Genomic DNA, 19,989 nt, shown 5'->3' with positions numbered 1-19,989 from the left:
GAAGGATTGAATAATGGCTACTGTCCGTTCAGCACCACTGAGCCCGACCAACACCACCGGCCTTTTTGAAGCAACCGTTTCACACCGAGGCGATTTCCGTGCCCGCGACTTGGAATACATCACAGACGGAAACAAATTCCTGATTAAGGCCACCGCTCAGCGCGGGGCGAGGCAAAGTGAAAGACAAATAGAAATATTACTCGACAGAAAAATACAGCCGGGCACTTATACATTTCACGAACAAAATAATGGCCCCGTGATTCGAGTCACTTACTATGAGATGCGAAGGGATGATTTAAATTTCTTTCTTTATAAAGCAACCACCGAGAAAGGGTCACTGGTATTAGCGATCAGTGAAGACAACGAACATTATCATGGCGAAATCGAATTCTCGGCGGTGACTGGAACAGGGCACAACATCACGATCAGCGGCCGCTTCGGTGTCTACCTCCCCGTTACGCTAGTCGGTCATTGAGACTGCATATCCCGCGATACCGACCTGTATCCGCTACCACTGCGGATGTGGGTCAACCTCAAGAACACCCGGGCTTCACCTGTCACACCTTGTCTCATCTTCGGTTATGCTCGCCCTTCGTCGTGAATGAACGGAGCCCCCATGACTGCTGCCCGCCTGCTTCTCCCCTTGAGCCTTGCCCTGCTGGCCGCGTGCGCCAGTGCCCCCAAGCAAAACGTCACCGTGGAAGAACAGAGCGCCTGCCCGCTCCAGCTTAAACCTGGGCAAAACCTGATCCTCACCCTGCCGAGCAACCCTACTACTGGCTACCGCTGGGCAATCCAGGATTCGGCGGGTGGCGTGCTGCGTGCCTTGAGCCCCGAGGTCTACAACAGCAAAGAGTCCGGCGTGATCGGCGGTGGCGGCCAGTCCACCTGGCGCTTCCAGGCCTTTGCCACCGGCCAGGGCCGTTTGCGCCTGACCTCCCAGCAACCCTGGGAACCAGAAGCCGAACCCGCCGAGACCTTCGACTGCGCCATCACGGTGAACTGATATGCCATGGCTGATTCTTGCGCTGATGGGGGCCGGTACCTTTATCTATGGCCTAAGCACCCACGCCACCCTGCTTTGCTTGCTGGTCAAGCCATTGCCGGTACTGGCGCTGCTGGGGTGGTTACATGATGCGCCGCCGACCGACTACCGACGCTGGATCAGCCTTGGGCTGATTTTTTCCCTGGTCGGCGATGTGCTGCTGGCATGGCCGGGCGATCTCTTTATCTTCGGCCTCGGCGCGTTTCTGTTGGCGCATCTGGCGTACCTCAAGGCCTATTTCAGCGACTGCCGCCGCCTGGCACTGCTGCCGCTGGTACTGGCACTCGCTGTGGGCGCGATCTTGTTGAGCATTCTGATTGCCCACGGCCTCGGTGATTTACTGATACCGGTGGTGATTTACGCGCTGGTGATCAGCGCCATGCTCTGGCGAGCGCTGGCTCGATTGGGCAGTGAGGTGCCAAAGCGTTCAGCCGCATTGGCGGCGGCTGGGGCCGCGTCGTTTGTGTTTTCCGACACATTGATCGGTATCAATCGGTTTGTGGTGTCGTTCGAAGCCGCGCCCTATTTGTTGATCGTTTCTTATTGGCTGGGACAGTGGGGCATAACCGCATCAGCATTCACCCAGAAACAGCGGTGGCCTTGATAGTTTGAGGCTGCTGGGCAGCCCAACGCGGGCGGTGAGACAAGCCCACTCACCACAAATCAGACAACCCGCGCATCCGATGAGCAAGTTGGCTAAAATGCCGGCCTTTCCCCCTCGTCGCCGGAACAACCGTGAGCAAAGAACCCGATCGCCTATTCGCCCAACCCCTGCCCCAGGTGCCGGACTTCGCCTTTAACGAGGACGTGGTGCGGGTGTTCCCGGACATGATCAAGCGTTCGGTGCCCGGTTACCCAACCATCGTCGAAAACCTCGGTGTACTCGCGGCGCAGTTTGCCCAGCCCAACAGCGTGCTCTACGACCTGGGTTCTTCGCTGGGCGCGGTGACCCAGGCCCTGCGTCGCCATGTGCGCACAGACGGTTGCCGGGTGATCGCGGTGGATAATTCGGCGGCGATGGTCGAGCGTTGCCGCGAATACCTCAATGGCCAGGACTCGATGTTCCAGGAGCTGCTGCCGGTGGAGGTGATCGAGGGCGATATCCTCGGGTTGCAATTCCAACCCGCCTCGGTGGTGGCACTGAACTTCACCCTGCAATTTATCGTCCCCGAACAGCGCCTGGCGTTGCTCGGACGCATCCGCCAGGCGCTGCTGCCGGGCGGTGCGTTGATCCTCTCGGAAAAGCTGCGTTTCAATGATCCTGAAGAGCACGCACTGCTCACCGACCTGCATATCGCGTTCAAACGCGCCAACGGCTACAGCGAACTGGAAATCGCCCAGAAGCGCAGCGCCATCGAAAACGTCATGAAGCCCGACAGCCTTGAAGAACACCGGGAACGCCTGCTGGCGGCCGGGTTTTCGAAAGTCGTGCCGTGGTTCCAGTGTCTTAACTTTGCCTCGTTGATTGCCTTGCCATGATTGATTTGTCCCCCCTCGCCCGCCATCTGGTCGGCACTCCCTTGGCTGTCTGGGCCCAGGGCCTGCAAGCGCAGCTCGATAGCAAGATGGAAAAGGGCCATGGCGACCTGGAGCGCTGGCAGAGTGCACTGGATGCACTGCCGAAGATCCAGCCCAGCGAGGTCGACCTGCTCAATGGCCTGGTGTTGGACACCGCCTGCGACGACGCCACCCGCGCGCAAATGCACACCGCGCTGATGGGCCTGAGCCCGTGGCGCAAAGGCCCGTTTCATCTGTTCGGTGTGCATGTGGACACCGAATGGCGCTCGGACTGGAAGTGGTCGCGCGTAGCGCCCCACTTGGACCTGAAAGGCAAGCGCATCCTCGATGTGGGCTGCGGCAACGGTTACTACATGTGGCGCATGCTCGGCGCAGGAGCCGACAGCGTGATCGGCGTCGACCCGAACTGGCTGTTCTTCTGCCAGTTCCAAGCCGTACAGCGTTACCTGTCTGAACCCAAGGCCTGGCACCTGCCATTCCCGTTTGAAGACCTGCCGGCGAACCTGGAAGGCTTCGACACGGTGTTTTCCATGGGGGTTTTCTATCACCGTCGCTCGCCGATAGAACACCTGCTGGCGCTGAAGGACACCTTGGTCAAGGGCGGTGAACTGGTCCTGGAAACCTTGGTGGTGGAAGGCGATCAACAACAGGTGCTGGTACCGGAAGACCGTTATGCGCAGATGCGTAACGTGTGGTTCCTGCCGTCGGTGCCGGCGCTGATGCTGTGGTTGCGCCGTGCTGGGTTCAGCGACGTGAGGTGTGTGGATGTGAGTGTGACCACGGTGGAGGAACAGCGCGGGACGGAGTGGATGAAGTATCAGTCCCTCAGCGACTTCCTCGATCCGGAAGATCACAGTAAGACGATTGAAGGGCTACCGGCACCGATGCGGGCGGTGATCATCGCCAAGAAGTAACCGCTGATCTTCCTGAAACAACAGAGATCCAAATGTGGGAGGGGGCTTGCCCCCGATAGCGGTGTATCAGCGATAGATGTGTTGGCTGACCCACTGCTATCGGGGGCAAGCCCCCTCCCACATTGGATTTTCAGTGTTGGTTAGATTTGGGGCTTGGCCCGACGGGCTTTGAAGAACTCGCTCAACACCGTGCCGCATTCCTCGGCCAGCACGCCGCCTTCAAACAACACCCGATGATTCAGAAACCCCTGGGTAAAAAACTGCCCCTGGCTCTGCACAATTCCCGCCTTGGGCTCCAGCGCGCCGTACACCACCCGCGCAATCCGTGAATGCACGATCAGGCCAGCGCACATGCTGCACGGCTCCAGCGTCACATACAGCGTGCTGCCGGGCAGGCGATAGTTGCTCACGGCCTGGGCGGCGGCGCGGATGGCGACCATTTCGGCATGGGCGCTGGGATCGTTGCCGCTGATCGGGCAGTTGAAACCGCGGCCGATGATTTCACCGTCTTGCACCAGCACCGCGCCCACCGGCACTTCGCCCAGCGCCGCGCCTTGGGCGGCCAGCGCTAGGGCTTCGCGCATGAAGTCCTGGTCGCGGCTGCGGTCGATGATCGCCGTGGGGCGAAACTGGCGCATCACACCACCTCGATCGCGGCCATCAGGCCGGTTTCCATGTGGTCGATCACGTGGCAATGGAACATCCACACCCCCGGGTTATCCGCCACCAACGCCACGCGGGCGCGTTCGTTCTTGCCCAGCAGGTAGGTGTCGGTGAAATACGGGATCACCTTGTGGCGGTTCGAGGCGATGACCTTGAAACTCATGCCGTGCAAGTGGATCGGGTGCTGGTACTGGGTCATGTTCTTCAATTCGAAAATGTAGCTCTTGCCCTTTTCCAGCTTGGCAATCGGGCGGTCGGCGCAGGTCTTGTCGGTGATGTCCCAGGCCTGACCGTTGATTTGCCACAGGCTCGGCGGCTTGCCGTTGTCGACGTTGACCGACACCGAACCGACCCACTCGAAATTGAAGTTGAGTTTCTCCGCATTGGCCAGGTCGGGCTCGGCAATCGGGTTGGCCGGCAACGCCGGTGGCCACTCGGTGGGCGCGTCGGTGTTGGCGACTGAGCGGAAAGTGCCCAGGCGTACGGGTCCGTTACGGATCGACAGCTCCTCGCCCGCCGGCGGTGCCTTGATCGCTAGGCAGATGCGCATGCCCGGGCCCAGCCAGTATTCCTTGCCCAATGGGCGCGGCTCGATGGGGTTGCCATCCAGCGCGTAGATCTGCGCTTCGACGTCGGGGATGTTGATGCGGTAGGTCAGGGTGTTGTCGAGATTGAGCAAACGCACGCGGGTGATCTGCCCGGCCGGCAAGTCGATCACCGCCTGGGACACGCCATTGATGGTCGACAGGCGCCCCGCCGTACCGCCCCGCGCCGCCTCGCGTGGAATGCTGAAGGCGACAAACGCGCCCTCTTCGTCCACGTGCCAGCTTTTCAGGCTGAGGGTGCGCTCGTGCTTGAAACCCGTGGGTTCGCGCTCTTCAATGATCAGCGGGCCGACCAGGCCACGGCCGAGCTCTTCGCTGCTGTTCACATGGGGGTGGTACCAGTAGCTGCCGGCGTCCGGCACACGGAACTTGTAGTCGAAGTACTCGCCGGGCAGCACCGGCAATTGCGAGACGTAGGGTACGCCGTCCATTTCCAGCGGCAGGCGAATGCCGTGCCAGTGGATGGTGGTGGCGACCGGCAGGTGGTTGATAAAGCGCACTCGCAGCCACTCACCCTGACGCACACGCAGTTCAGTACCCGGTGCTGACGGGCCGAAGGCCCAGGCTTGGGTTTTGTGCCCCGGCACCAGTTCCACATCGAGCGGCGCGGCGATCAGTTCGTAATCGTGCCCTGCTTCGGCTTCGGCGACCTTCCCCAGCCAGTAGCGGTAGGCGCCACCGGCACCGACGCCCACTACGGCCAGGCCTGCAAGACCACCCAGGATTTGTCGACGGGAAAAGGATCGGGACACAACAACCTCACGTATCTGCCGCAGGCGCAGGGCCTGCAAAGGGCAGATACGATACACCTGCGAAGGCTAAACAGTAAGACTTCTCATGTGGGAGGGGGCTTGCCCCCGATAGCGGTGGGTCAGGTACAGATTTGCTGACTGATACACCGCCATCGGGGGCAAGCCCCCTCCCACATTGGATCTTCGCTGTTTTTAGTGCTTGGCAGCCGCCAGGATCAGGGCTTTCATCTCGGCGACGGCGCCTTTGAAACCGACGAACAACGCGTGGGCCACCAGCGCATGGCCGATGTTCAGCTCGTTGATGCCCTTGATCGCGGCCACGGCTTCGACGTTGTGGTAGTGCAGGCCATGGCCGGCGTTGACGATCAGGCCTTCAGTGAGGCCGCAGTTCACACCGTCAATGATGCGCTGCAGTTCATCCGCCACTTCGCTCGGTGTGGTGGCGTCGGCGTAACGGCCAGTGTGCAATTCAATGGCCGGCGCGCCGACCCGGCGGGAAGCTTCGATCTGGCGCTCATCGGCGTCGATGAACAATGACACTTCGCTGCCGATCTTCGACAGGCGCTCCACGGCGGCCTTGATCCGCGCTTCCTGGCCGGCCACGTCGAGGCCGCCTTCGGTGGTCAGTTCCTGGCGGGTTTCCGGTACCAGGCAGATGTGAGCCGGGCGGATGCGTTCGGCGAACGCCATCATTTCCTCGGTGACGCCCATTTCGAAGTTCATGCGGGTTTGCAGCACGTCCTTGAGCAGCAACACGTCGCGCTCCTGGATGTGACGGCGGTCTTCGCGCAGGTGCACGGTGATGCCGTCGGCGCCCGCTTCTTCGGCGTCCAGCGCGGCCTTGACCGGGTCAGGGTAACGGGTGCCCCGGGCCTGGCGCAGGGTAGCGACGTGGTCGATGTTGACGCCAAGAAGAATGCGATTGCTGGTGGTCACGGAAGCGCTCCTGAAAAGGGAAAGAAACGGTGCACAGCATACACGGGGATGTCAGGGCTTTCGAAACAACTCGCGACTGACCAACGGCCGTCCACCCAGGTGGACCGCGAGGGCCTGGCGCATCAGGCGCTTGGCGGCGGACAAGGCGCCGGGGGCGCTCCAGTCGGCTTCGCTCATGGCCAGCAGTTCGGTGCCCTGGAACAGGCCCGGTTGCAACAGATACACGCGCTCCAGGCCAGCATCGACTTGCAGGCGGTACATGCCGTCGGCGGCGATGGGCTCGCCATGCAGGTCGTTGTTCAACTCGAAACCGTAGCCCAGGTCATCGAGCAGGCGCCATTCGAATGCCCGCAGCAATGGCTCCAGGGGGCGACCCTCGGCCAGGGCCAGCAAGGTGGCAGCATAGTGATCGAAGACCGCCGGGTGCGGGTCTTCGGCAGGCAGCAGGCGGATCAGCAGTTCATTGAGGTAGAGGCCGCTGAACAGTGCATCGCCATTGAGCCAGGCTGAAGTGCCGACGCTTTCCAGGCGGCCGACGTTTTTCAACTCGCCCTTGCCACGAAACTCCACGTCCAACGCCACGAAGGGCCGTGCCAATGTGCCCGCCTTGCCCCGTGCGCTACGCAATACCGCACGCAGGCGACCTTGAGGCGTGAGGAAGTCCACCAGGGCGCTGGTCTCACGGTAGGCGCGGCTGTGCAGGACGTAGGCGAGTTGGCTGGGAGGTGGGGTTGAGGACATGGGGTTCTCACGGCTGACGGCAATCTTGAAAACAACATAAACCCAATGTGGGAGGGGGCCTGCCCCCGATGGCGGTGGTTCAGTCACTTATCTATCAACTGACCCACCGCTATCGGGGGCAAGCCCCCTCCCACACTTTCAGTCCTGCGGTGTACTCAAGACCTTACAGGTCGCCGTAACCCAGGGAGCGCAATGCGCGCTCATCATCGGACCAACCACCCTTCACCTTCACCCACAGGTTGAGCATGATCTTGGAATCGAACAGCAATTCCATGTCCTTGCGCGCTTCGGTACCGATACGCTTGATGCGCTCGCCCTTGTCGCCAATGATGATTTTCTTCTGGCCGTCACGCTCGACGAGGATCAGCGCATGGATATGCAAGGTCTTGCCCTGCTGCTTGAACTCTTCGATTTCAACGGTGATCTGGTACGGCAGCTCTGCGCCCATTTGGCGCATGATTTTCTCGCGCACCAGTTCAGCGGCGAGGAAACGGCTGCTGCGGTCGGTGATCTGGTCTTCCGGGAAGAAGTGCTCGTTCTCCGGCAGGTAGCCGGCGATCACGCGTTCCAGGGCTTCGAGGTTATGCCCGTGCTGGGCCGAGATCGGCATGATCTGGGCATTGGGCAGCTGTTCCTGCAGCCAGGTCAGGTGCGGCATCAGTTCGGATTTGTCTTCGATACGGTCGGTCTTGTTCAGCGCGACGATCAATGGGCCGGTGACGTACTGCACGCGTTCGAGGACCATCTGGTCTTCGTCGGTCCACTTGGTGCGGTCGACCACGAAGATCACCACGTCGACGTCTTTCAACGCGGCCGAGGCGGTCTTGTTCATGTAGCGGTTCAGGGCCTTCTCGCCGCCTTTGTGCATACCTGGAGTGTCGACGTAGACCGCCTGCACGGCGCCTTCGGTCTTGATGCCCAGCATGTTGTGGCGAGTGGTCTGCGGCTTGCGCGAGGTGATCGCGAGCTTCTGGCCGAGGATGTGGTTCAGCAGCGTGGACTTGCCCACGTTGGGGCGGCCGACGATGGCAACATAGCCACAGCGTGTTGCGGTTGAATCAGTCATGGCCATTCTCCACGCCCAGGGCAATCAGTGCTGCGGCGGCCGCTACCTGTTCGGCAATACGACGGCTCACACCCTGACCTCGGCTTTTTTCATTCAGTAAGGTGATTTCACATTCCACGAAGAACACGCGGCAATGGGGCTCACCTTGGATATCCACCACTTCGTAACGTGGCAGTTCGCACCCGCGGGACTGCAGGAATTCCTGCAGGCGGGTCTTGGGATCTTTGTTGGTGTCGACCAGGGTCAGGCTTTCGATTTCCGACGTCAGCCAGGCCGTCACCCGCTCCTTGGCCGCTTCCATGCCAGCATCCAGGTAGATCGCACCGATCAACGCCTCAAGGGCGTCGGCCAGGATCGACTCACGACGGAAACCGCCGCTCTTCAACTCACCGGACCCCAGGCGCAGGTACTCGCCAAGGCCGAAACCACGGGCCAGCACGGCCAGGGTCTCGCCTTTAACCAGGCGCGCGCGCAGGCGCGACAGCTGGCCTTCACGGGCTTGGGGGAAGCGCTCGAACAGGGCTTCACCGGCGACGAAATTGAGGATGGCATCACCGAGGAATTCCAGGCGTTCGTTATTACGCCCTGCAAAGCTGCGGTGTGTGAGGGCAAGGACCATCAATTCCTGATCCTTGAAGGTGTAGCCGAGCAGACGCTCGAGACGACTTAAAGAAACGCTCACGGTTTACCCATATCTGTTTGGTGGCACCGGCGGCCATCGACGATTGACGCAGTGTTCAAATTCAAATCCTGGTTGATGCTGCATGAGGCCGGAAATGTCCAAGCCCCAGAAAAGCATTCGGCGCTGTGATCACAGCGCCGCCTGTCTTACTTGATCAGCCCGACCCGCGAGAAGTTCGGCAGGTGGCTGAGCTTGGGTTCCGGCCAACTCATCCAGACCGCGAAGGCCTTGCCGACGATATTCTGGTCGGGAACCATGCCCAGCAGATCCTTGGGAATAGTAGGGTCATCCCAGTAGCGGCTGTCATTGGAGTTGTCGCGGTTGTCGCCCATCATGAAGTAGTGCCCGGCAGGCACTTTCCACTCGCCATCAGGCATTGCGCGGTAGCGGCTCATTTCCTTGCGGATTTCGTGCTCTACCGTACCGAGCTTTTCCCGGTACAGCTCGGCGCTGCCCAAGGTATTCGGCTCGGTGCCGATCAATTTCTCCGCCACCGACTCGCCATTGACGAACAGGCGCTTGTCGCTGGTGTAGCGAATCACGTCACCCGGCAGGCCCACGACACGCTTGATGTAGTTGACGTTCGGATCGCTTGGGTAGCGGAACACCATCACGTCGCCGCGCTGCGGGTCACCGATCTCGATGACCTTCTTGTCGATCACCGGCAAGCGAATCCCGTAGGAAAACTTGTTGACCAGGATGAAGTCACCCACGTCCAGGGTCGGTTTCATCGACCCCGAAGGGATCTGAAACGGCTCCACCAGGAACGAGCGCAACACCAGCACGATGAACAGCACCGGGAAGAACGATTTGCCGTATTCAACCAGCAACGGTTCTTTGTTCAGCTTCTCGAGCACCACGACATCGGGCTGGCTGACGCTGCCCTGATAGGACGCGATAGCCGCCCGCCGACGCGGGGCGAAGAACACCAGATCGAGCAACGCCAGGAGACCGCAAACGGCAACGGCGATGACCAGCAACAGCGGGAAATTTAGCGACATAGGACCTAACTATCCAACCTGAGCACCGCAAGGAAGGCTTCTTGTGGAATTTCCACGTTACCCACTTGCTTCATGCGTTTTTTACCGGCCTTTTGCTTCTCAAGCAGCTTGCGCTTACGGCTGACGTCGCCACCGTAGCATTTGGCCAGTACGTTCTTTCTGAGTGCCTTGACGGAAGTCCGCGCAATGATCTGCCCGCCAATGGCGGCCTGGATCGCGACGTCGAACATCTGGCGCGGAATCAGTTCTTTCATCTTCTCGGTCAACTGCCGACCTTTGTAGTGCGCGTTGTCCTTGTGCACGATCAGTGCCAGGGCATCGACCTTGTCGCCGTTGATCAGCACATCCAGTTTCACCAGATTAGCCGATTGGTAACGATCGAAATGGTAATCCAGCGAAGCATAGCCGCGACTGGTGGATTTGAGACGGTCGAAGAAGTCCAGGACCACTTCGTTCATCGGCAAATCGTAGGTCACTTGTACCTGGGTACCGAGGAACAGCATGTCGTGCTGTACACCACGCTTTTCAATACACAGGGTAATGACGTTGCCCAGGTGTTCCTGCGGCACAAGAATATTGGCGCGCACGATCGGTTCGCGCATGTCTTCGATCGAAGACAGGTCTGGAAGCTTGGACGGGTTGTCGACGTAAATCGTTTCACCGTTTTTCAGCAGCAACTCAAAAATAACGGTTGGCGCGGTGGTGATCAGGTCCAGGTCGTATTCGCGTTCGAGGCGCTCCTGGATGATCTCCATGTGCAGCATGCCGAGGAAGCCGCAACGGAAGCCGAAACCCAGGGCGTCGGAGCTTTCCGGGGTGTACTGCAACGACGAATCGTTGAGGGTCAGCTTCTGCAGGGCTTCGCGGAAGTCCTCGAAGTCGTCGGAGCTGACCGGGAACAGGCCCGCGTAGACTTGCGGCTGGATGCGCTTGAAGCCTGGCAGCACGTCGACGTCAGGGGTGGAGCTCAAGGTCAGGGTGTCACCCACTGGGGCACCATGAATGTCCTTGATACCGGCGATGATGAAGCCCACTTCGCCGGCTTTCAGATCAACGGTGGCGGTGTGCTTGGGGTTGAATACACCGACGCTGTCCACCAGGTGGATCTTGCCGGTGGACTTGACCAGGATCTTGTCGCCCTTCTTCACACGGCCGTGGCGCACGCGTACCAGGGAGACAACCCCCAGGTAGTTGTCGAACCAGGAGTCGATGATCAACGCTTGCAGCGGATCTTCGATATTGCCGGTCGGCGCGGGGATGGTCTTGACCAGGCGCTCGAGCACTTCGTCGACGCCCAGGCCGGTCTTGGCGCTGCACTCGACGGCGTCGGTGGCGTCAATGCCGATGATTTTTTCGATTTCTTCCTTCACGCGGTCCGGATCGGCCTGGGGCAGGTCGATCTTGTTCAGCACCGGCATGACCTCCAGGCCCTGCTCGATGGCGGTATAGCAGTTGGCCACGGACTGGGCTTCCACGCCCTGCCCCGCGTCCACCACCAGCAACGCGCCTTCGCAGGCCGCCAGGGACCGGCTGACTTCGTAGGTGAAGTCAACGTGGCCTGGGGTGTCAATGAAGTTCAGCTGGTACTTGATGCCGTCTCGGGCGGTGTAGTACAGGGTAACGCTGTGGGCCTTGATGGTGATCCCGCGCTCGCGTTCGAGGTCCATGGAGTCCAGAACCTGGGCTTCCATTTCACGCTCGGCAAGGCCGCCGCACATCTGGATGAATCGATCGGCCAGCGTCGACTTACCATGGTCAATGTGGGCGATGATGGAGAAATTGCGGATATGACTCAAATCACTCACGGATCAACACTCAAAAAGGCTGCAGGCAGATTGCCCGCTGAAAAATAGCCGGGAATTGTACCTGAAGCTCAGGCCAAACGTCATCTTTGCTGACCAGAACAAAAATGCCCCGGTCTTGCGAACGGGGCATTTTTTGTTCATAAGCGCAGCATCAACCGGCGCGCCGCAACAGCCAGAACCCGGCCAGGGCGCAAATGGCGGTCGGCACCAGCACCGCAAACAGCGGCGAGAAACCGAACACCAGGCTGGAAGGGCCGAGCAAATCCTGGGCGATGCGGAAGGTGAAGCCCACCAGCACACCCGTAAACACCCGCTGGCCCAGGGTTACGGAGCGCAATGGACCGAAGATGAACGAAATCGCCATCAGTACCAGCGCAGCGGTGACCACTGGCTGCAACACCTTGACCCAAAATGCCAGCCAGTAACGGCCATTGTTCAGGCCCTGGTCCTTGAGGTAGTGGATATAGCCCCACAGCCCGGAGATCGGCAGGCTTTCCGGGATCATCACCACGGTATTGAGCAGTTCCGGCTTCAGGGCGATGTCCCACTGTTCGGACGGCACATTGATCACTTCCGTGGTGGCCTTGGTGCCCTGGCCGACATTGCGGAAATAGGTAGTGGTGACGTCGGTCAGTTGCCATTGTTCATTGGCGAACTGGGCGCGCTTGGCAAAGCTGGACGACAGGATGTGGCGTTCCTTGTCGAAGGTGTATCGCGTCACCCCGATCAGCAGCCCACCTGGCTGCACGGCGTTGATGTGGATGAACTCATTCCCCTGGCGGTGCCACAGGCCGTGCTTGGAGCTTTGCGCATCCCCCGACCCCTGGGCCAGGGCGCGATTGGCCTGGGCGGTGGTTTCGGCCGGTGGCGCCACGTATTCGCCGATCAGCACGCTGCAGAGCATCAGCAGCAGCATGGGCTTCATCACCGCCCAGACGATACGGCCGATGGAAACCCCGGCGGCGCGCATGATGGTCAGCTCGCTGTTGCTGGCCAGGCTGCCCAGGCCAATCAGGCAACCGATCAGCGCGGCCATGGGCATCATGTCGTAGAGGCGACGGGGCGCGGTAAGGGCCACGTAGCTCAGCACGTCCCACACGGTGTAGGTGTCGCTGACGTTGCCCACTTCATCGATGAAGGCGAACAACGACGCCAAGCCCAGAATGATGCCCAATACCGCCAGGATGGCGATCAGTACGCTGCTACCAATGTAGCGATCGAGCTTAGCCACGAGCCAACTCCTTCTGGCCACTACGGCTCTTCATTTTCAGGCGTATGGGTTCCCAATAGAGCAACCCCAGGCCGATCATCAGGAACATGCCGTGTACCCACCACAGGCCCAGGATCGGCGACAGATTGCCTTTCTCCAGGGAGCCACGGGCGGAAATCAGGATGGTCAGGTAAGCCATGTACAGCAGGATCGCCGGCAACAGCTTGAGGAAGCGGCCCTGGCGCGGGTTGACGCGAGACAGCGGCACGGCCATCAGGGTCACGATAAACACCAGCAGCGGCAGGGAAATGCGCCATTGCAGCTCGGCGATGGAGCGCAACTCCTTGCTGCCGAGCAATTCCTGCGTAGGAATGGCATCGCGATCGGTGACCTCGTCGCTGACATCCGGACGGGCGAGCATCACGCCATAGGTGTCGTACTTGATGGCACGGTAATCAGCCTGCCCCGGGCTGCCATCATAGCGATAGCCGTTTTCCAGGATCAGGTAGCGGCTGCCGTCGGGACGCACTTCCTGGCGGCCCGAATCGGCGACCAATACCGAAATGCCACGGTCTTTCTTGTCCTGCCCCAGGCGCTTCTCTGAAATGAACACGCCGCCGAGGTTGGCGCGGTTGTCGCTCAGCGTCTCGGTGTAGGTCACCCGGGAACCGTCATTGAGCGCCTGGAAACGGCCCGGTTCGAGGGTGTCGAACTCGGTCATGGCGTCCTGCTTGTTCAACACCAACTGGAATTGCATGGCGCCCTGGGGAGCCAGGCTCAGGCTCAACCAGGCCACGATCAGGGCGACACCGGCAGCAGGGATCATGGTCATGCCCAGCAGGCGTTGCTGGCTCATGCCGGTGGCCGAGAGCACGGTCATTTCGCTTTCAAGGTACAGACGGCCATAGGCCAGCAGGATGCCGAGAAACAGGCCCAGGGGCAGGATCAGTTGCAAAAAGCCCGGCAGGCGAAAGCCCATGATCAGGAACAGCGAGCCTGGGTCGAGGGCGCCGGAGGCAGCCTGGGCCAGGTATTTGACGAAACGACCACTCATGATGATGACCAGCAACACCGCACTCACGGCACTCAGGGTCAACAGGACTTCGCGGGACAGATAACGGAAGACGATCAAACCAGACACTCCAGGGTTGTCAGGCTAAGGCGGCCAAACAAGCAAGCTTACCGAGTCGGCCCGTTTGATGCAGGCCGGCTAAAAAGATGGCGCATTATCCTGTGATTGACCACGCCTGTCACGGAGCTTGCTCATACGCATGCACAAAGCGCGCTGCAAGGGTTGTCAGGCTCCGCCGGCGAGGTTCAAACTGCGGCCTTTGTCGCTGGCGGTCTACTGGCCGCCAAGCTTTAAAGCCTGGGTACACACGCCAGGCTCACCGACCTTTATAAGGGACCCGAAAAATGGAATTGGTTGTAAAAAGCGTTAGCCCCGAAACGTTGAAAACCGCCACCCTCGTGGTCGCCATCGGCGAAGGCCGCAAGCTCGGCGTCGCCGCCAAACAACTCGACGAACTGAGCGGGGGCGCCATCAGCGCCGTGCTCAAGCGCGGCGACCTGGCCGGCAAAGTCGGCCAGAGCCTGCTGCTGCAAAGCCTGCCCAACCTCAAGGCCGACCGCGTATTACTGGTCGGCGTGGGCAAGGACGCTGAGCTCGGCGACCGCCCGTTCCGCAAGATCATCAGCGGCATCCTCAACACCCTCAAGGGCCTGGGCGGCAGCGATGCGACCCTGGCACTCGATGAAATCATCGTCAAGGGCCGCGACAGCTACGGCAAGACCCGCCTGCTGGCCGAAAGCCTGGTGGACGGCAGCTACAGCTTCGAGCAGTTCAAGAGCCAGAAAGCCGAACCCCGTGCCCTGAAGAAAATCACCCTGCTGACCATCAAGGCCGCCCAGGCTGAAGTCGAACGCGCCGTGAGCCATGCCCAGGCCATCGCCAACGGCATGTCGTTCACCCGCGACCTGGGCAACCTGCCGCCGAACATCTGCCACCCGACTTACCTGGGCGAACAGGCCAAGGCATTGGGCAAAGAGTTCAAGAGCCTGAAAGTCGAAGTCCTGGATGAGAAGAAGATCAAGGAACTGGGCATGGGCTCGTTCTATGCCGTGGGCCAGGGCAGCGACCAGCCACCCCGCCTGATCGTGATGCAATACAACGGCGGCAAGAAGTCCGAGAAGCCTTATGCCCTGGTAGGTAAAGGCATCACCTTCGACACCGGCGGTATCAGCCTCAAGCCGGGCCTGGGTATGGACGAGATGAAGTACGACATGGGCGGCGCCGCCAGCGTGTTCGGCACCCTGCGCGCCGTGCTCGAACTCAAGCTGCCGATCAACCTGGTGTGCATCCTGGCCTGCGCCGAGAACATGCCGAGCGGCGGTGCCAGCCGTCCGGGCGATATCGTCACCACCCTCAGCGGCCAGACCGTGGAAATCCTCAACACCGACGCCGAAGGCCGCCTGGTGCTGTGCGATGCCCTGACCTACGCCGAGCGCTTCAAGCCACAGGCGGTGATCGACATCGCCACCCTGACCGGTGCCTGCATCGTTGCCCTGGGCTCCCATACTTCGGGTCTGCTGGGTAACAACGACGAGTTGATCGAGCAACTGCTCAGCGCCGGCAAGGCCGCCGACGACCGCGCCTGGCAATTGCCGCTGTTCGATGAATACCAGGAACAACTGGACAGCCCGTTCGCCGACATCGCCAACATCGGCGGGCCGAAAGCCGGCACCATCACCGCGGCCTGCTTCCTGTCGCGCTTCGCCAAGAACTTCAACTGGGCGCACCTGGACATCGCCGGCACCGCCTGGACCAGCGGCGGCAAGGACAAGGGCGCCACCGGCCGTCCGGTGCCGCTGCTGACCCAATACCTGCTGGATCGCGCCAAGGCCTGAAAACCGTGACCTCGGGGCGGCGCAATAGCCGCCTCGGGCTCCAGGAACCGCAATGACCCAAGTTGACTTCTATATATTGCCCAGCGCCGATCCGCTCGCGCGCCTGGACTTTGCCTGCAAGCTCACCGAAAAAGCCTGGCGCATGGGCCACCGCATCTACCTGCATTGCAGCGATGCCGGCCAACGCGACGAACTGGACGCCCGCCTGTGGCGCTTCAAGGGCGAGAGCTTCGTGCCCCATGGTCCCGCCGAATCAGAACCCGAAGGCCAGGTCGTCCTGGGTTTGGGGGACAGCTGCGGCGACCACCATGACCTGCTGGTCAACCTCGACCTGAAAGTACCGGTTTTTGCCAAGGCATTCGCCCGCGTGGCGGAAGTGGTGGTGGAAGACCCGGCTATTCGTCAGGCCGCGCGTGAGAGTTTCCGTTTCTATCGCGAACAGGGCTATCCTCTGCAAGATCACCGGCTACAACGACTTTGAGCACATGATGGACACTCCCAACCCTCTAAAAAAAGATGACCACCTGCTGGACGACCTGGAGTCGATCCGTCAGTTGCTGGGTGATGACAACCTCCAACCGCCGCTGTTAACCGAGACCGTCAGCGGCGAGCCCCAGATTCCGCTGCTGTTCGACATGGTCGGGGGCAATCCTGCCGCTGCGGAACCTGTCGCCGTAGCCCCCGTGGTAGAGACCGCGCCCGCTGCGCCAGCGACCGAAAAGGCGCCTGATGCCCTGCTGTTGCACCTGGACAACGAACTGCGCGCCGCCGCGCAACTGATCATGCAGGACGTGATCGACGACTTCGCCCCGCACATCGAAACCGAGATCAAGCGCCGGCTGGATGCGCGGATGGAGCGGTTGCTCAGCCAATACCAGTCCTGAGCCCTACGCATCCCCCCTGTGGGAGGGGGCTTGCTTCCCGATAGCGCTGGGTCAATCAATACATGCAGCGACTGACACGCCCCCATCGGGAGCAAGCCCCCTCCCGCACTTGATCGCATGCGCCTTAAGCCTGTCTTCGCCTCGCCCTGCGCCTTATCCCTCGTTATACTTGCCGGCTTTCCTGAATTAATGCCAACTAGGGTCCCGCCGCGCATGGATAAGACCTACCAGCCGCACGCTATTGAAACTTCCTGGTACCAGACCTGGGAGTCCGAGAATTATTTCGCTCCGCAAGGCGCGGGCGAGTCCTACACCATAATGATTCCGCCACCGAACGTCACTGGCAGCCTGCACATGGGCCATGGCTTCAACAATGCGATCATGGATGCGTTGATCCGTTTCCGCCGCATGCAGGGCCGCAACACCCTGTGGCAACCGGGTACCGACCACGCCGGTATCGCCACCCAGATGTTGGTGGAACGCCAACTCGAAGCCACCGGCCAGAGCCGTCACGACCTGGGCCGCGAGAAATTCCTGGAAAAAATCTGGGAGTGGAAAGACCAGTCCGGTGGCAATATCAGCCGCCAGATCCGTCGCCTGGGTTCGTCCGTCGACTGGAGCCGCGAGCGCTTCACCATGGACGACGGGCTGTCGGAAGCCGTGAAAGAAGCCTTCGTGCGCCTGCATGAAGACGGCCTGATCTACCGTGGCAAGCGCCTGGTCAACTGGGACACCAAGTTGCACACGGCGATCTCCGACCTCGAAGTGGAAAACCACGACGAGAAAGGCTTCCTGTGGAACCTCAAGTACCCGCTGGCCGACGGTGCCAAGACCGCTGAAGGCAACGACTACCTGATCGTCGCCACCACCCGTCCGGAAACCATGCTCGGCGACGCCGCCGTCGCGGTGAACCCGAACGACGAGCGCTACCAGGCGCTGATCGGCAAATTCGTCGAACTGCCATTGGTCGGCCGCCGCATCCCGATTATCGCCGACGATTACTGCGACCCGGAGTTCGGCACCGGCTGCGTGAAAATCACCCCGGCCCACGATTTCAACGACTACGAAGTCGGCAAGCGCCACAACCTGCCGCTGCTGAACATCTTCGACAAGAACGCCGCCGTATTGCCAGCCTGCCAGGTGTTCAACCTGGACGGCACGCTGAACGACAGCATCGACGGCAAGATCCCGGCTGAATACGCCGGCCTCGACCGTTTTGAAGCGCGCAAGCAGATCGTCGCCGCGTTCGACGCCGCCGGCCTGCTGGTCAGCGTTGACGACCACGCCCTGAAAGTGCCGAAGGGCGACCGCTCCGGCACCGTGATCGAGCCGTGGCTGACCGACCAGTGGTACGTGTCCACCAAACCGCTGGCCGAGCCGGCGATTGCCGCCGTGGAAGACGGCCGTATCCAGTTCGTGCCCAAGCAATACGAAAACATGTACTTCTCTTGGATGCGTGACATCCAGGATTGGTGCATCAGCCGCCAACTGTGGTGGGGCCACCGCATTCCGGCCTGGTACGACGAGTCAGGCAAGGTCTATGTCGGCCGCGACGAAGCCGAAGTACGCGCCAAGCACAACCTGGGCGCGGACGTTGCGCTGCAACAGGACAACGACGTACTGGACACCTGGTTCAGCTCCGGCCTGTGGACGTTCTCCACCCTGGGCTGGCCGCAACAGACCGAATTCCTGAAGAAATTCCACTCCACCGACGTGCTGGTCACCGGTTTCGACATCATTTTCTTCTGGGTTGCCCGGATGATCATGCTGACCATGCACCTGGTCAAGAACGAAGACGGCACCCCGCAGGTACCGTTCAAGACCGTGTACGTCCACGGCCTGGTGCGCGATGGCCAGGGCCAGAAGATGTCCAAGTCCAAGGGCAACGTCCTCGACCCGCTGGACATCATCGACGGCATTGACCTGGAAACCCTGGTACAGAAACGCACCTCGGGCCTCATGCAGCCAAAACTGGCGAAGAAGATCGAGAAACAGACCCGCGACGAATTCGCCGACGGCATTGCCAGCTACGGCACCGACGCCCTGCGCTTCACTTTCTGCTCACTGGCGTCCACCGGCCGCGACATCAAGTTCGACATGGGCCGCGTCGAAGGCTATCGCAACTTCTGCAACAAGATCTGGAACGCCGCGCGCTACGTGCTGGATAAAGGCGAAGACTGCGGTCAGAACGGCGAAGCCGTCGAACTGAGCCTGGCCGACCGCTGGATCATCTCGCAGTTGCAACGCACCGAAGCCGAAGTGACCCGCCAGCTCGACCAGTTCCGTTTCGACCTGGCTGCCCAGGCCTTGTACGAGTTCATCTGGAACCAGTATTGCGACTGGTACCTGGAACTGTCCAAGCCGGTACTGTGGGACGAGAATGCACCGATCGAACGCCAGCGCGGTACCCGCCGCACCCTGGTACGCGTGCTGGAAGTGGCGCTGCGCCTGGCACATCCGTTCATGCCGTTCATCACCGAAGAAATCTGGCAGCGACTCGCGCCGCTGGCCGGTATCCAAGGCAAGACCATCATGCTGCAACCTTGGCCAGTGGCCAATGAAGCGCGCATCGATGAGGCTGCCGAAAGCGATATCGAATGGCTCAAGACCTTGATGCTCGGCACGCGCAACATCCGCGCCGAGATGAACATCGGGCCGGGCAAGCCACTGGCGGTGTTCGTGAAGAACGCCAGTGCCGAAGACCAGCGTCGCCTCAGCGAAAACGATGCGCTGCTCAAGAAGCTGGCGAAGCTGGAGTCGATCACCGTATTGGCTGAAGGTACAGAAGCGCCGTTGTCCGCCACCGCGCTGGTCGGCGACATGGAAGTGCTGGTGCCGATGGCCGGCCTGATCGACAAGGGCGCGGAACTGGCCCGTCTCGACAAGGAAATCGCACGACTGCAAGGCGAAGTGCAGCGGGTGGGCGGCAAGCTGTCCAACGCGGCGTTCGTCGACAAGGCCCCGGCTGAAGTGATCGAGAAAGAGCGCGCCAAGCTGGCCGAGGCCGAACAGGCCCTGGGCAAATTGGCGGAGCAACATGCGCGGATTTCCAGCCTCTAAGGCTTGATTCCCGTGGAGAAAGAGACCTTCGGGTCTCTTTTTTTTGCCTGGAACGACCCAATCCCTGGCTGACAATACAGGCAATGCTAGAGGGGGCTTACCCTAATGCCAGTCAGTTAAGAGATAGAGCGAGCAAACAGCAACCTGTGGCGAGCGGGCTTGCCCCGCGTTGGGCTGCGAAGCGGCCCCAATAAGGCCAC

Annotated in this window: 19 protein-coding genes; 9 read left to right on the top strand and 10 right to left on the bottom strand. The window is 60.8% G+C overall.

Annotated features, from left to right (window positions below; genetic code table 11):
• The first annotated feature begins 13 nt into the window (after positions 1-13).
• The 5 genes from ACODSV_RS27085 to cmoB all read left to right on the top strand — a co-directional run bounded on the left by ACODSV_RS27085 (position 14) and on the right by cmoB (position 3,477).
• Complete coding sequence (locus ACODSV_RS27085) at positions 14-475, top strand: hypothetical protein (protein WP_150055118.1); 462 nt, start codon at positions 14-16, stop codon at positions 473-475.
• 141 nt (positions 476-616) lie between these two features.
• Positions 617-1,006 (top strand): protease inhibitor I42 family protein, encoded by a 390-nt coding sequence (locus tag ACODSV_RS27080; protein WP_024073631.1) that lies wholly within the window; start codon positions 617-619, stop codon positions 1,004-1,006.
• A gap of 1 nt (position 1,007) precedes the next feature.
• Positions 1,008-1,649: a lysoplasmalogenase gene (locus ACODSV_RS27075; protein WP_150055119.1), complete on the top strand. Its 642-nt coding sequence runs from the start codon at positions 1,008-1,010 to the stop codon at positions 1,647-1,649.
• 131 nt (positions 1,650-1,780) lie between these two features.
• Entirely contained in the window at positions 1,781-2,524 is a 744-nt protein-coding gene (cmoA, locus tag ACODSV_RS27070; RefSeq protein WP_150055120.1) for a carboxy-S-adenosyl-L-methionine synthase CmoA, read from the top strand.
• Positions 2,521-3,477, top strand: coding sequence for a tRNA 5-methoxyuridine(34)/uridine 5-oxyacetic acid(34) synthase CmoB (cmoB, locus tag ACODSV_RS27065; protein WP_150055121.1), 957 nt, complete (start codon positions 2,521-2,523; stop codon positions 3,475-3,477). Before cmoA ends, cmoB begins: the two co-directional genes overlap by 4 nt.
• Positions 3,478-3,617: 140 nt before the next feature.
• Here the strand turns inward: cmoB and tadA are convergent, their stop codons facing one another.
• The 10 genes from tadA to lptF form a co-directional block, all read right to left on the bottom strand.
• On the bottom strand, positions 3,618-4,115 hold the full coding sequence (gene tadA / locus ACODSV_RS27060; protein WP_024073627.1) for a tRNA adenosine(34) deaminase TadA: 498 nt from the start codon (positions 4,113-4,115) through the stop codon (positions 3,618-3,620).
• Entirely contained in the window at positions 4,115-5,497 is a 1,383-nt protein-coding gene (locus tag ACODSV_RS27055) for a multicopper oxidase family protein (RefSeq protein WP_041161105.1), read from the bottom strand. Before ACODSV_RS27055 ends, tadA begins: the two co-directional genes overlap by 1 nt.
• Before the next feature lie 192 nt (positions 5,498-5,689).
• A complete protein-coding gene (pdxJ, locus tag ACODSV_RS27050) occupies positions 5,690-6,433 on the bottom strand; it encodes a pyridoxine 5'-phosphate synthase (RefSeq protein ID WP_150056583.1) in 744 nt (247 codons plus the stop codon).
• Between the two features lie 51 nt (positions 6,434-6,484).
• Complete coding sequence (recO, locus tag ACODSV_RS27045; protein WP_024073624.1) at positions 6,485-7,174, bottom strand: DNA repair protein RecO; 690 nt, start codon at positions 7,172-7,174, stop codon at positions 6,485-6,487.
• A gap of 163 nt (positions 7,175-7,337) precedes the next feature.
• On the bottom strand, positions 7,338-8,240 hold the full coding sequence (era, locus tag ACODSV_RS27040; RefSeq protein WP_024073623.1) for a GTPase Era: 903 nt from the start codon (positions 8,238-8,240) through the stop codon (positions 7,338-7,340).
• Positions 8,233-8,922 (bottom strand): ribonuclease III, encoded by a 690-nt coding sequence (gene rnc / locus ACODSV_RS27035; RefSeq protein ID WP_024073622.1) that lies wholly within the window; start codon positions 8,920-8,922, stop codon positions 8,233-8,235. The genes era and rnc overlap by 8 nt, the downstream gene beginning before the upstream one ends.
• A 146-nt stretch (positions 8,923-9,068) precedes the next feature.
• On the bottom strand, positions 9,069-9,923 hold the full coding sequence (lepB, locus tag ACODSV_RS27030; RefSeq protein WP_024073621.1) for a signal peptidase I: 855 nt from the start codon (positions 9,921-9,923) through the stop codon (positions 9,069-9,071).
• A 5-nt stretch (positions 9,924-9,928) separates the two neighbouring features.
• Positions 9,929-11,728: a translation elongation factor 4 gene (gene lepA / locus ACODSV_RS27025; protein WP_017526267.1), complete on the bottom strand. Its 1,800-nt coding sequence runs from the start codon at positions 11,726-11,728 to the stop codon at positions 9,929-9,931.
• A gap of 151 nt (positions 11,729-11,879) precedes the next feature.
• On the bottom strand, positions 11,880-12,959 hold the full coding sequence (lptG, locus tag ACODSV_RS27020) for an LPS export ABC transporter permease LptG (protein ID WP_150056173.1): 1,080 nt from the start codon (positions 12,957-12,959) through the stop codon (positions 11,880-11,882).
• Positions 12,952-14,070: an LPS export ABC transporter permease LptF gene (gene lptF, locus ACODSV_RS27015; RefSeq protein WP_150056172.1), complete on the bottom strand. Its 1,119-nt coding sequence runs from the start codon at positions 14,068-14,070 to the stop codon at positions 12,952-12,954. Before lptF ends, lptG begins: the two co-directional genes overlap by 8 nt.
• Before the next feature lie 284 nt (positions 14,071-14,354).
• Between lptF and ACODSV_RS27010 the strand changes: the two genes are divergently transcribed.
• From ACODSV_RS27010 to ACODSV_RS26995, 4 genes are all read left to right on the top strand, one after another.
• Positions 14,355-15,845, top strand: coding sequence for a leucyl aminopeptidase (locus ACODSV_RS27010; RefSeq protein WP_150095387.1), 1,491 nt, complete (start codon positions 14,355-14,357; stop codon positions 15,843-15,845).
• 52 nt (positions 15,846-15,897) lie between these two features.
• Positions 15,898-16,326: a DNA polymerase III subunit chi gene (locus tag ACODSV_RS27005; RefSeq protein ID WP_024073617.1), complete on the top strand. Its 429-nt coding sequence runs from the start codon at positions 15,898-15,900 to the stop codon at positions 16,324-16,326.
• Positions 16,327-16,333: 7 nt separating this feature from the next.
• Entirely contained in the window at positions 16,334-16,729 is a 396-nt protein-coding gene (locus ACODSV_RS27000) for a hypothetical protein (RefSeq protein ID WP_024073616.1), read from the top strand.
• Positions 16,730-16,942: 213 nt separating this feature from the next.
• The gene (locus ACODSV_RS26995; RefSeq protein ID WP_150095553.1) at positions 16,943-19,789 is read left to right on the top strand and encodes a valine--tRNA ligase; all 2,847 of its coding nucleotides are present in this window, start codon (positions 16,943-16,945) and stop codon (positions 19,787-19,789) included.
• The last annotated feature ends 200 nt before the right edge of the window (positions 19,790-19,989 follow it).

The sequence above is a fragment of the Pseudomonas sp. FG86 genome (genome assembly GCF_057808775.1).
Note: the sequence above shows the minus strand (reverse complement) of the source record. Positions and strands in the feature narration are given on the sequence as shown.

Bases quoted from the DNA above. Each gene is read 5' to 3' on its own strand.
- ACODSV_RS26995 (WP_150095553.1), top strand. From the start codon at position 16,943: ATGGATAAGACCTACCAGCCGCACGCTATTGAAACTTCCTGGTACCAG.
- ACODSV_RS27085 (WP_150055118.1), top strand. From the start codon at position 14: ATGGCTACTGTCCGTTCAGCACCACTGAGCCCGACCAACACCACCGGC.
- lepB (WP_024073621.1), bottom strand. From the start codon at position 9,923: ATGTCGCTAAATTTCCCGCTGTTGCTGGTCATCGCCGTTGCCGTTTGC.
- era (WP_024073623.1), bottom strand. From the start codon at position 8,240: ATGACTGATTCAACCGCAACACGCTGTGGCTATGTTGCCATCGTCGGC.
- ACODSV_RS27080 (WP_024073631.1), top strand. From the start codon at position 617: ATGACTGCTGCCCGCCTGCTTCTCCCCTTGAGCCTTGCCCTGCTGGCC.
- cmoB (WP_150055121.1), top strand. From the start codon at position 2,521: ATGATTGATTTGTCCCCCCTCGCCCGCCATCTGGTCGGCACTCCCTTG.
- tadA (WP_024073627.1), bottom strand. From the start codon at position 4,115: ATGCGCCAGTTTCGCCCCACGGCGATCATCGACCGCAGCCGCGACCAG.
- ACODSV_RS27005 (WP_024073617.1), top strand. From the start codon at position 15,898: ATGACCCAAGTTGACTTCTATATATTGCCCAGCGCCGATCCGCTCGCG.
- ACODSV_RS27010 (WP_150095387.1), top strand. From the start codon at position 14,355: ATGGAATTGGTTGTAAAAAGCGTTAGCCCCGAAACGTTGAAAACCGCC.
- recO (WP_024073624.1), bottom strand. From the start codon at position 7,174: ATGTCCTCAACCCCACCTCCCAGCCAACTCGCCTACGTCCTGCACAGC.
- ACODSV_RS27075 (WP_150055119.1), top strand. From the start codon at position 1,008: ATGCCATGGCTGATTCTTGCGCTGATGGGGGCCGGTACCTTTATCTAT.
- ACODSV_RS27000 (WP_024073616.1), top strand. From the start codon at position 16,334: ATGGACACTCCCAACCCTCTAAAAAAAGATGACCACCTGCTGGACGAC.